10 protein-coding genes and 1 pseudogene are annotated in these 11,961 nt (G+C 62.7%); 5 read left to right on the forward strand and 6 right to left on the reverse strand.

The annotated features are described in order from the left end of the window. Positions 1-9: 9 nt before the first annotated feature. The 4 genes from AC1DZP_RS14170 to argE form a co-directional block, all read right to left on the reverse strand. Positions 10-1,473: an aldehyde dehydrogenase family protein gene (locus tag AC1DZP_RS14170; RefSeq protein WP_477303149.1), complete on the reverse strand. Its 1,464-nt coding sequence runs from the start codon at positions 1,471-1,473 to the stop codon at positions 10-12. A gap of 148 nt (positions 1,474-1,621) precedes the next feature. After that, the gene (locus tag AC1DZP_RS14175; RefSeq protein ID WP_095091728.1) at positions 1,622-1,975 is read right to left on the reverse strand and encodes a cupin domain-containing protein; all 354 of its coding nucleotides are present in this window, start codon (positions 1,973-1,975) and stop codon (positions 1,622-1,624) included. Positions 1,976-1,998: 23 nt separating this feature from the next. After that, positions 1,999-2,922: a 2-hydroxyacid dehydrogenase gene (locus tag AC1DZP_RS14180; protein ID WP_477303151.1), complete on the reverse strand. Its 924-nt coding sequence runs from the start codon at positions 2,920-2,922 to the stop codon at positions 1,999-2,001. A 12-nt stretch (positions 2,923-2,934) separates the two neighbouring features. Then, the gene (argE, locus tag AC1DZP_RS14185; protein ID WP_477303153.1) at positions 2,935-4,059 is read right to left on the reverse strand and encodes an acetylornithine deacetylase; all 1,125 of its coding nucleotides are present in this window, start codon (positions 4,057-4,059) and stop codon (positions 2,935-2,937) included. Positions 4,060-4,301: 242 nt separating this feature from the next. Here argE and AC1DZP_RS14190 point away from each other — a divergent pair, with 242 nt between their 5' ends. The 3 genes from AC1DZP_RS14190 (at position 4,302) to AC1DZP_RS14200 (ending at position 8,102) form a co-directional block, all read left to right on the forward strand. Further along, positions 4,302-5,204, forward strand: a complete 903-nt coding sequence (locus AC1DZP_RS14190) for a GNAT family N-acetyltransferase (RefSeq protein ID WP_477303155.1) — start codon at positions 4,302-4,304, stop codon at positions 5,202-5,204. A gap of 866 nt (positions 5,205-6,070) precedes the next feature. Beyond that, positions 6,071-7,129, forward strand: coding sequence for an alpha-hydroxy acid oxidase (locus tag AC1DZP_RS14195; RefSeq protein ID WP_477303157.1), 1,059 nt, complete (start codon positions 6,071-6,073; stop codon positions 7,127-7,129). 550 nt (positions 7,130-7,679) lie between these two features. After that, positions 7,680-8,102: a hypothetical protein gene (locus tag AC1DZP_RS14200; RefSeq protein ID WP_477303159.1), complete on the forward strand. Its 423-nt coding sequence runs from the start codon at positions 7,680-7,682 to the stop codon at positions 8,100-8,102. Positions 8,103-8,130: 28 nt separating this feature from the next. Here the strand turns inward: AC1DZP_RS14200 and AC1DZP_RS14205 are convergent, their stop codons facing one another. Then, positions 8,131-9,336: a M14 family metallopeptidase gene (locus AC1DZP_RS14205; protein ID WP_477303530.1), complete on the reverse strand. Its 1,206-nt coding sequence runs from the start codon at positions 9,334-9,336 to the stop codon at positions 8,131-8,133. A 106-nt stretch (positions 9,337-9,442) separates the two neighbouring features. Between AC1DZP_RS14205 and AC1DZP_RS14210 the strand changes: the two are divergent. After that, positions 9,443-9,653, forward strand: a pseudogene (locus tag AC1DZP_RS14210) (GntP family permease); the annotation flags it as partial. A 73-nt stretch (positions 9,654-9,726) separates the two neighbouring features. Continuing rightward, positions 9,727-10,032 carry a hypothetical protein gene (locus tag AC1DZP_RS14215; RefSeq protein ID WP_477303160.1) on the forward strand — a complete coding sequence of 102 codons (306 nt, stop codon included), beginning with the start codon at positions 9,727-9,729 and terminating at the stop codon, positions 10,030-10,032. Between the two features lie 80 nt (positions 10,033-10,112). Here the strand turns inward: AC1DZP_RS14215 and AC1DZP_RS14220 are convergent, their stop codons facing one another. After that, positions 10,113-11,765 (reverse strand): alpha/beta hydrolase, encoded by a 1,653-nt coding sequence (locus AC1DZP_RS14220; RefSeq protein WP_477303532.1) that lies wholly within the window; start codon positions 11,763-11,765, stop codon positions 10,113-10,115. Between the last annotated feature and the right edge of the window lie 196 nt (positions 11,766-11,961).

The following is an 11,961-nucleotide window of genomic DNA, read 5'->3' on the forward strand; positions in this document are numbered from 1 at the left end:
GGCATCACTTCAAAGGCTGATCAGGACACTCTTGGTCCTGCGGTTGGCGAGATAGGCCTCGCGGCCAAGATCCTTGCCGATGCCGGACCGCTTGTAGCCCCCGGTTGGCAGGATATGGTCGCGCGAGCGGCTGTAGCGGTTGACCCAGACGGTGCCCGCTTCGAGCTTGCGCGCGAAGCGGATGGTGCGGGACAGGTCGGAGGTGAACAGGCCGGATGCCAGCCCGTAGGTCGGATGGCTGGACAGTGCCAGCGCCTCTTCCTCGGTCTCAAAGGTCTGGACGGTCAGGACCGGACCGAAGATCTCCTCGACGATTGCTGGATTGGCCTGGTCGACATCTGTGATCAGCGTCGGCTCGTAGAAATAGCCGAGGCTGTCCATCGCGGCGCCGCCGGTCAGGCATTGGCCGCCGGCTTCGACCGCGGCCCGCACGATGCCGTCGATACGCGCCCGCTGCCGTTCCGAGATAACAGGTGAATACTGCGTCGCCTGGTCCCAGGTCGGGCCGGGCCGCACCGCCTTAATCTTCTCCAGGATCGTGGCCGTCAGCCTGTCGGCCAAGCTCTTCTCGACGATCAGGCGCGTGCCGGCCACACAGGCCTGGCCGGCATTGAAGGTGACGCTGCCGGCGATCGCCGTCGCTGCCTTCTCCAGATCGGCATCGGCAAAGACGATCTGCGGGCTCTTGCCGCCGAGTTCCAGCGTCATCGGCTTGACCCCGGTGCGAGCGACGTTTTCCATGATGGCCGAACCGGCGCGGGTCGAGCCCGTGAAGCTGACCTTGGCGATCTCGGGATGGCCGGTCAGCGCCGTTCCAGTCGTCGGGCCGTCTCCCAGGACTACGTTTATGAGCCCTGCCGGTAAGCCTGCCCTCACGGCGAGTTGTGCCATGTAGACTGCGGAAAAGGGCGTCATTTCCGACGGCTTCAGCACGACCGCATTGCCCGCGGCCAGTGCCGGACCAAGCTTCCAGCCAGCCATCGAGATGGGGAAGTTCCACGGCGTGATCGCGCCGACCACGCCATAGGGCTCGCTCATGATCATGCCGAGACTGGCGTCGTCGGTCGGCACCAGCTCGCTGCCTTCCTTGTCGGCGAATTCGGCAAAGAAGCGGATCTGCTCGGCGGTTATGGCAATGTCGCCGGCGACGAGCTGGCCGACGGGCCGCGTCGAGCACAGCGCCTCGATTTTTGCCAGCGTTTCGGCTTCCGCGTCGATCAGGTCGGCCCAGGCCTGGAGCGCCCTGGTGCGCTCGCGCGGCCGAACGCCGCCCCAGTTGCTGGTCTTCAGCGCCGCCTTGGCGCCCGCTACCGCCCGGTCGACCATTTCGACGCCGGCCACGGGGCTGACGGCGTATGCCTTGCCATCCGACGGGCGGCGCATCTCGATCGCACCCTCGGCCGCGATCAGCCCCCCGTCGATAAAATGGCCGACGGGAAGGGAGACGGTATCCGGGTCGAAGCTCAGGCCCATGGGCGCCCACTCTCAGCTGTTCTGGAGGAGCCTAGCCCGCGCAACAGCGCAGCATGCACCGTTCGAAGATCGGTCGCGGATGATTGTTGCGTGCTGGCGATGAGGGACGGCAAAATCTGTTGCGGCGGCGCCGGCTCGCGCAGACCCACTACCCTACCGTGACGTAGATCTTGCGCACCGTTTCGATGGTCTTCCAGACACCGGTGAAGCCGGGCTTCATCACGAAGCTGTCGCCGGCGCGGTAGGTCACCGCCTCGCCGGCGTCGGGCGTGATCTCGATCGCGCCGGAGAGGATGTGGCAGAACTCGAAGGTCTCGCCCTTGATCGAGCGCGTCTCGCCTGGCGTCGCTTCCCAGACGCCAGTGTGGACGAGATCGCCCTTGGCGACGTCCTGCGCCCAGGTCTTGAAGGCGGGGTCGCCGGCTATCAGCCGTTCGGGCAACGCCTTGGACTGGCGTGGCGGGAAAGATGGGGCGGTGTCGACGGTCTTGAGCAGGGACAAATGATGGCCTTTCAGGTTGGATTTCAATAGCCGCGCGACCTGTCGACGAGCCCGATGGGATCGACCCCGGCGCGGTGGCGTCGGATGTTTTCGATGACGGCGCGTGCGGCGCTCGCGGGCTGGGTGACGCTGGCGACATGCGGGGTCAGTATGATGTTCGGATGCGACCAGAACGGATGGCCTGCGGGCAGCGGTTCGGGATCGGTGACGTCGATCATCGCCGCAGAAAGGTGGCCGCGGTCGAGCGCGGCGAGAAGCGCTTCGTGGTCGAGCTGCGGCCCCCGGCCGGTGTGGACGAGCGCCGCGCCCTTGGGCAGTTTCGCGAACAGGTCGGCATCGAGGAAACCGCGCGTGTCTTCGGTCAGCGGCAGCAGGCAGACCAGTATGTCGCTGGCCACGAGCACCTCCCCCAGCCCAAGTTCGCCATGATGACAGGTCACGCCTTCGATCTGCCGCGGCGAGCGGCTCCAGCCAGCGAGTGGAAAGCCGAATGCCTTAAGGCGGTCGAGGATGGCCTGGCCGAGTTGCCCGAGGCCGAGCACGCCGAGCCGGCGCGATCCGGCCTGCATCTGCAGGATATCGTGCCATTCGCCGGCGCGTTGCTGTGCCAGATAGGCGGGCAGGTTGCGATGCAGGGCGAGCACGGCCAGCGTCACATACTCCTGCATCATGCGCACTATGCCTTCCTCGACCGTGCGCACGATCTTCACCTGTTCCGGTAAGGTATCGAGGCGGAACTGGTCTACGCCGGCGCCAATGGAGAACAGGATCTCCAGGTTCCTGTAGCGCGCGAGGTCTTCTGGCGCGGTCCAGGTAATGAGATAGCGTACGGAGTCAGGATCGACTGTTGCGGCATCCATAGTGAAGGGGACGTCCGGTAGTTCCTCGGCGAAGGCATCGGCGAAGATCGCTCCGCGCCGCGCATCGGAATTGAACAGGAATGTCATTCCGGTTCCCCTTCAAGCCGCGCAGCGGGCGCCGAGCGCCTCGATCAATCGCTGGCAGGCGGCGAGTTCGCTGGTGAGAATGTACTCATCCGGCTTGTGGGCGCGATCGATGTCGCCGGGGCCGCAGATGATCGCATCGACCCCGGCAGCTTGGTAAAGTCCGGCCTCCGTGCCGTAGCTGACGGCGGCAAGCGGCGCTTCGCCGGTCAGATCGGCTAACAGTGCCGCCAGTGCCGCGTCCTGCGGCAGCGACAGCGCCGGATAGGCGCTCATCGGCGTCCACTCGACCCGAAAGCCTTCGGCCGCAAGGGCCTCGGCTCGCGCCTTGACCGACGTGAGCAGGCTGGCCGGGTCGACGCCTGGAATGGCGCGCGCCTCCAGGTCCAGCGTGCAGGTGCCGGGAATGATGTTGACCGACTGTCCGCCCGCCACCACGCCCGCTTGCAGCGAGGAGTAGGGCGGCTCGAAGGCAGGGTCGAACGGACCGTTCGCTAGCCGCTCGGCTTCGCTCACGGCCGTGCTCAGCGCACCGGCCATGGCGTGGATGGCGTTGAGGCCGAGATCGGGCCGCGAGGAATGGCCTGAGCGCCCGTTGATCGTCACGCGGCCGGCCGCCTTGCCCTTGTGGCCGCGCACGGCGCGCATGCCGCTCGGCTCGCCGACGATGACACCGAGCGGCTTCGCGCAAAGCTCGGGGAGGCGAGCGATCAAATGCGGCACGCCGCGGCATCCGACCTCCTCGTCATAGGAGAAGGCAAGATGAATTGGCCTGGCAAGGCCCAGTCCCGTCAGCGCTGGCACCGCCGCGAGCGCCGCGGCCAGAAACCCCTTCATGTCAGTTGTGCCGCGTCCGTAGAGTCGCGTGCCCTCTCGGCGCAGCGCGAAAGGAGCCGAACTCCATTGCGGCTCGCCGGCAGGAACGACGTCCATGTGGCCGGACAGGATGTAGCCAGGGACATCGCCGGGGCCGATCGTCGCGAACAGATTGGAACGGTCGCCTTCTGGCCCCGGGAGCACCGTGACCTGCGCCCCGTGCTCTACGAGATGGGCCTCTATCCAGCCGGCGATATCACCGTTCGGCTTGCCGGCGACCGATGGAAAGGCGACGAGACGGTCGAGGATGTCGAAGACGTCCATTCCAGCCCTCAAAGCATTTCGGGTCCACCGGGATCGATACCGTCGACCATACGCTGCTAGATTTCCGGAGAGGATGTGCGCGTTCTTTCGCGATTGCGTGCCGAAAGCGGAAATGTTTCAGTTGAATCTAGCGTTGGTGCGCGGCTTTCGAGCAAATCGTACCGGTCTGCTTGTTTAGCGTTGGTAGGGGCAGAGGGTGGCCGTCGGTGCGTCGCCCTCTGGTACGATAATCTTGCAGGGGCATGGAATTGAAGCCGTCCGGAAGCTTGAAAATCGATACGTTCTCGATGCGCGTCGGCGACATCGAAAGCGTCGAACTGGATCGCTTGCACGCACTCTCGCTCTCCGTGGGATGGCCGCATCGCGCCGAGGACTGGCAATTCCTGCGCGGATCGGGACAGGGGTTCGTGGCGCTCGATGAGATCGGCCGGGTCCTCGGCTCGGCCATGTGGTTCGCGCATGGTGTCGATTTCGCAACCGTGGGCATGGTCATCACCTCGCCGCGGCTCCAAACCCTGGGGGCGGGGCAATGGCTGATGAAGCGGGTCTTCGACAAGGTCGTCGGCCGTGATCTGCGCCTCAATGCAACGCGCGCGGCAAGGCGGCTCTATCTCTCGCTCGACTTCCAGCCGGAGAAGACCGTTTATCAATGCCAGGGCATCGCCCGCATGCCCACGACGGGTAGACCCGCAAATATTCGAGGCGATGTCCGGACTTTGGACGCAAGGGATATTCCCGCTGCGATCGCGCTCGACGCGGCAGGATTTGGCGTGAGGCGGACGGCGCTCGTCGAACAGCTTTTCGCCCACTCGGCGGGCTATGGTCTTTTCAAGAATGGCAGGCTGAACGCATTCGCACTCTGTCGGCCGTTCGGGCGGGGCCATGTCGTGGGGCCGGTTGTGGCGGAAAGCGACGCGGATGCCGTGGCGATCGTGCGGCCGCACGTGGCCGACCATTCGGGGGCCTTCCTGCGCATAGACACCCACATGGACAAAGGCGAGTTCGCCGCCTTTCTGTCGCACAGCGGAATGCCGGTTTTCGACACGGTTCTCACCATGTCGATGGGCAAACGCCTCGCCGATTTTGCAGTCGGCGGTGCATCTGCGCCAGTGACCTATGGCCTCGCCAGTCAAACTCTCGGGTAGTTTAGTCCAGGGCGCGTGCCGGCGCGGCGGTTCACGCCGGCACAATCGCGGCGCTAGCTGGGAGAACCGACATCGAGGCGAGACGGCTTTTTTTGCAACCATGCTGGACCAAACGCAGCAGGCCAAACTGGAAGTGGCATAGCCTTCCAAATTGCTTAAGGGGGCGTGGATCAATAGGGGTCATAGAATTAGCCGAGTTTCGATAGTGAAGCGTCGCGGAACCATACGAAACGATGCGGGAAGATTTCTGATTTTGGCCCACGAAAAATTAAATAAAATCAACGTTCTTGATACGTCCTCCGGGCCCACCAATACCTTTTCGAGATAAAGAGTATCAGCCTGGGTGGCAAAGGAGCAGAACATCAAGGTGAGCCGACGTGCGTGAGGATGTTGCTCTGTGCGGCTCCTTCGCCCAACGCCCCGTGAAAGTGCTACCTATTGTGACACCTATTGTGATACAAATCGAGACCAGAGGCAGAAAAAAGACAATAAAAACAATATCTTGTAGAAGATGTTGATCCCAGCCAGCGGTACCAATAAATTCAGTGGTTTGTCGCATGGGGTAGGGGCGTCCTTGCCCGCTTCATGTCACACCTATGTTGCAACTGGCTACCGTTGATTTCCAAGGGTTTCCTGCGACTATCGGCAAGTCCGTGCGACATCCCCAAAAACGGCGGCGGCGCCGGGGTGAGGTTGAGCAAGCCATGAGGCTGATCAGATCATTGGTGAGACGTGCGCCGGAATGGCTGCTGCTTCAGTAGTGGGAAAAGGCGCGGCGACGCCAAATCCTCAAGCGCTACCCCCCTTTTGGGGAGCCGGCGTGGGGTCAGCAGCCGACTTTTTTGAGATACTGATCGGATTGGTCCATGCCACTTGATATCGAAACTCGGTTTCTCTGCCTGGCGGATTTTGAACCCGCGGCGCGGGAGCTATTGCCGCACGCGGTTTATGAGTTCATTGCCGCCGGTGCTGGCGAAGAAATCACCAAGCGTGACAATGAAGCCGCATTCGACCGCATCAAGTTAAGGCCGCGCGTGCTTCGCGATGTGACAAGACTTGATACCGGGATCACGCTCTTCGGGCAAAGTCTGCCGCATCCGATCATCCTAGCCCCAATAGCATATCAGCGGCTGGCGCATCCGGAAGGCGAGGTGGCCGCGGCGCGCGGCGCCGGAGTGGCGGAAGCGGTGTTCACTCTGGGCACGACGGCGACGGCGGCGATCGAGGATTGCATGGCGGTGACCCAGTCTCCAGTCTGGTTCCTTCTCTATTGGCAAAGCGATAGCAGTTTCAATGGCGAACTCGTATCGCGCATGGCCGCACTGGGCGCAAAGGCGATCAGTGTGACGGTCGACATGCCAACACCAGGCGATCGCCGCAGGCAGTTCCGGGCAGGATTCAAAATTCCCGACAGCCTCGCAACGCCATACTTCAAGGACCGGAACACCGGCGTCCTCAAAGTTGGCACTGCGCAGCGGCGCGCCATGCCGACCTGGGCGGATATTGCCTGGCTGCGTTCTCTGACAACCCTGCCGCTTATCCTGAAGGGCATCCTCGATCCTGACGATGCCGAGCAGGCGATCGGAACCGGTGCCGATGCCATCGTCGTCTCGAACCACGGTTCGCGTAACCTCGACACCCTGCCGGCGACCATCGACGCCCTGCCCGCCATCGCGGATCGGGTGGCCGGGCGGATTCCCATCATCCTCGACGGCGGCGTGAGGCGTGGCACCGACGTTTTGAAGGCAATTGCCCTGGGGGCAAGCGCGGTCATGATTGGCCGCCCTTATGTCTACGCACTGGCAACGGATGGTGCCGAGGGCGTAGCCCATTGTGTCAACCTGCTTCGCCGGGACTTCGAGGTCGCAATGGCGCTTACCGGCCGGGCGCGGATCGGCGAGATCGACCGGTCGGTAATCTGGTGAAGCCGGACCTATTCCTTAGCGCTCTGATGGCGGCTGTGGTCCTGTCTCAAAGACGATTGACGAAGCACTCTGCCAGTTCCAGCAACCCCGCCGCACGCTCTGGAAACGGCCGGCGTCGAGTTCATCGCAGAGAGCGCCCTAGCATAGCGCCTCGTGCCCCTCAGATGTTCCTCTCGAAGGTATGAGCCACGATCGGATCTGGCGTCGATAGCTCAAATCCTTTAGCTGCCATAAAGGTCAGAACGATAGCCACAGCTATCGATGCAATCACGGTGGCGGTGCGAGCTATGATTCTCATGATCTCTACCCAAAGCTCCAGCAAATTCTCTCGGACGGGTAGGTCCGCCTTCTAAGGTCGGGATGCTCGCGGCGGATTGCAACTAACCCTTAGTCTAGGTCCAGCTTCGGCGCGCTTGGCAATGCGGTCGGAAGCGGCCCCGCGTTTCGCTATCCCTTCGGCAGCAGCACCGGCATTTCAGAAAAGCACAAGCTAATTTGTGCTCCGCTGGGCGGAGCCGCGCCGCTAGAGCCAGTGCTCCAAAAGAAAGGAGTGGACAACGCACCCAGGGCGGTTGCGATTGCCCTCGACCGGCGCAATCCTCACCTAGGGGAAGTGAGGAAGCATGAGCAGCTTGGGCTTGTGGGTCATACTCGCGACGGCGACCATGGCGATCCTTTACCTGTTGTCGTATGTCTCGATCACGATGTAGGGACATGGCCGGGGCGCGCTGCATTTGTTGACGGTCAGCGCCCCTTCTTCACCTTCGGCGTGATCTCCTCGATCCACACCTTGTTCTGGATAGGCAGCATCGAGGTAGCCGGTCGGAAGCGCACCACGGTAGACAGCTATCGCTCGCACCTTGATCTGCACATCGTGCCGTTCATCGGGGATCTCAAGGTTACAGCGTTGAACATCGCCGCTGCACGCTCGTTTGAGGATCAACTGCGCGCAGCGGTCGTTCTCAAGCGATGATCCGAAGGGTTCGCTCGCATGGGTGAACTCACTCGGGGTAGCCCCCAACGTCCTCCGGCCCCGGCTTGTTGAAAAGGATAAATGCCAAGGGATTGCCGGGCTCGGACATTGCATCGCTGCGCAGGCCCGATATCTCTCCAGCCACGCCGCTTGCGTACTCCGCAACCACTTCGCCGAAGCTATTGCGCTGGATGGCCACCTTCTGTCCGGCCTCGACCTTGTCGTTGAGCTTGACCAGATACTCGACCAACCCGCCCTCGGTTGCCAGGATCGGGAACGCACTGTTGCCGACAAAGACGTGCACGTCCTTGCCCGTGCGTCCCATCGGCCCGGCGACGATGCCGTGATGCTTGAGCACGTTCATCGTGCCTTCCACGAATAGCCCGATCATCTCGAGGTCCAGGTGGCGGGCAGCCCCGATCTCGGGGCAAAATGACGGGATGCCCGCGGCGTTAAACGCGTTATGGAGGACATTGGGATATGTTGGATTGTCGAAGATCTGGCCGATCGGATAGAGCTCCGCCATCGCCTTGATCTCGGGCACGTCCATCTCGGCAATATTGAATGCGGTGACCTCGAATCCGGTCGTTCCGGTATGGAAGTCGATCGCGAAGTCGGCGTTGGGCCGCAGCAGCCGGTTGAACACCAGCCCGGCGTGTCGGCTGGCCGCGGTGATGTCGTTCTCGTTGCCGGGCCACACCCGGTTCATGTCGATCAGGTCGAGGCCTCTGCCCGCGTTGGGCCATCTGCGCTGCATGCTTTCCAGGGCCGGGCGGGAGATGTCGGTGACCGCCATCACCGTGCCCGACATCTCAGCGGGGTCGAGCTGGTTCATCACGGTCTGGACCGTATGTATGGAACTCATCTCGTCGCCATGCACACCGCTGGTCAGGATGCCGCGCTTGCCCGACTTCGCCCCCTTGGCGACGGCCACGGACACATACCAGTGCTGTCCAGTGGGACTCTCCACGCCCTGGAAATACAGAAGGTGCTTCTTGCCGGGCTCCAAGTCGTTGACGTCGAGCGTGCTGACGACTTTCTTCCCCTGGATCACATCGCCGACATAAATCGTCGCCGATTGCGCACCCGCTGCCGGAGCGGACGAGGAAGTCGCCGAGTCCTCGGCGTTCGCGGCGCCGGCGTTGGCCGCCAAGGCGGCCGCGGCGCCGACCGTTGCAATGGATGCCATTATAAGGTCGCGGCGATCAATGCCCTTTACAGATTTGTCCGACATGATGGGGCCTTTTTGCAGAAAATCCCCCGCGACTTCAAAATACTGGTATGCCGCCCAACAAGCAAGCTTGCATGATTTCTGTGCGGTAGGAACAGGAGTAGTCCGGGCCGGTGCCAACGCTTCGGTGCTGCCAATCTTCAGCGTGGCCAGCCTTGTCGGCTCCGGCGCGGTGGTTGCGGCGGTCGCGGCTTTCGAGATCGTGTGCAATTGGGTGCTTGGGATCAAGGGCCGGCCCTTGGTCTCGCTGGCCATCGCGGCCAACATCCTCGCCTGCGCTCACAGGCTCGGCCTCGGGCGGCCCGACCGTCGCGCTCGAAGTTAGTCCCTTGACAATACGCTTTTCGGGGGAGTTGATTCTAGGGAAACCAAAGCAACGTCACGGAGAGTTCCATGCCTCGTCCCTTGTTTGCTTGCCTGGGTCTCGTTTTCAGTCTTGTCGTGCCCCTGGCTCTGCCGGCGCCCGCCCATGCCGTCACGATCAACATCAATATCGGCACCAGCCTCAACCACGGCCGAGCGATCACATGCCGAGAGGGCGAGAGACTGCTGCGCAGCCGTGGTTTTTGGAACGTCCGGCGAGTGGATTGCCGCGGGCGCCTTTTCACCTATCGGGCGCGCCGCGCCAACGGTCTGTTTGAAATCGGGTTGAACGCGCGCAATGGCCGTGTCGTAGATATGCACCGCATCAGGCGGTGACCTCGTCACGGATCCGGCTGCCGCGGCCGGCCGTTCGGACCGGCGAAACAATCGCATGAGGCGCCCGTCGCAAGCAGCGGTCACTTCCTGGCGCGCGCGGCAAGATGTTGCTTCAGTTGCGCTATCTGGTCGGCCGACCACCCCTGTGGGTCAGTCACGGCGAGCCACGCATTGACGTAGTGTTCGGGCGCAAAGACATGTCCGTAGCCCATCGGCGAGTTGGTCGACACGGCCATGTCGAGGGCGAGCTGCAGCATCGATACGATCGGGTACCACCGCAGCTCCGGCGAGACGTCCGGGCCGCGCGGCGCATTCATCCAGTCCGGACGGCGATAGAAATCGCTATAGGCGAAGAACGTCAGTGGATCGCTCGCATACTGGAGGTAGACGATGCGCAGCGGACCCCAGGGCGCGTCGCTCGGACCGGGGTCGCCGTTCTGGTTCATGAAACGGACGAAGGACCCGTCTCGGAATTGCGGCAGCCAGGCCGGTGACCCGGCATTGCGATGCTCCGTCACGCTGCGCCAGATTCTGCTCTTGAACGGCGGACCGCTCCACAGAGCCCCCTGGACAGGGTCACCAAGCATCCCGAAAAGCTCCATCGAACTCTCGGAATTCATCGCTCCCAAGCTCAGGCCATGCAGATAGAGTTTCGGCCGACTCTCGTGCGGGAGCGTCGTCCAGTATCCATAGACTGCAGCAAACAAAGCCTTTGCAGCCTCCGAGCCGTATTCCGGCTCGAGCAGCAGCGATAGCGGGCTCGACAGGTAGGAGTACTGCTGGGCCACGCTCGCCACGTCGCCGTGGTGGAGATACTCGACCGTATCCATCGCAGAGGGATCGACCCAGCCGGTGCCGGTGGGGGTGATGACGACGAGTACGGAGCGTTCGAAGGCGCCGACGCGTTTCAATTCATCGAGGGCGATTTGCGCCCTTTCCTCCGCCGTGTCGGCGGCACCGAGCCCGACATAGACCCGGATAGGTTCGAGCGCATCGGCGTGCGTGAACGCGCGTATCTCGGCGGCGGTGGGTCCTGTCGCGATGAATTCGCGTCCTGCCCTTCCAAGTTCTTTCCAGCGGACGAGGGAAGCCGAGCTGCCGGTCTTGAGCGGAGATTCAGGTTGCGGCCGGTCCGGCTCGATGAGGGCGTCAACCGCCGCGAAGGACGAATCGGCCAAGTGCAGCACGTAGCGGAAGAGCACGCCGTTTGCCATCGTCCAGAACAACAGTATCGCGACTGCGAAACCGATCACCTTCGAAACCCTGCTTGGGACGAAGCGGCCCGACCTTTCTGAAATCCAACGGGAGATGCCTTTGAAGAGCCTGGCAAGCGCGATGACCACCAGGAACGTAGCGATCGCGATGAAACAGACCTCAACCGGATGCGCGCTCGTCACGGGTTCGAGCTGCATCAGTCGACGGATCGAGTTCTGCCATTCTGCCGCCCACCACAGAAACAGTATGGTGATGACGGCGCAAGCGGCCGCGACAGCAATCTTGAGAGAGAGCAGAAGCCGCTCGCGCGGTTCCGGCAGTTCCATATAGGTCCATAGCCAGCGCCAGGCGACTCCGATGCCGTATCCGACGGCGAAACATGCCCCGGACAGCACGCCTTGGGTCAGGTAGGTGCGGGGAATGAGCGTCGGAGTAAGCGAGGCGACGAAGAACAGCGTGCCCAAAACGAGGCCGCCGGCGGAAAGCGAGCGCCAGAACCTTGTCACCCAGCTGCGCATACGCCCGTTTCGCTTCCCTTTGGGATGAATTGTCTCGGGATGAATACGAGAGGCATCATGGCTCGCTCTCGCGTTTAATAGAAGGACGCAGGTGCTGAAATTTCCATTTGCCTCGTCCGGCAAGGCGCAACATGTACTCGGTTGAGCGTCGACCTTTCGCGCCGACGCCACCACGACCGCCAGCGTGGTCGCCTGC

It is taken from the genome of Mesorhizobium sp. P2_F8 (assembly GCF_056403655.1).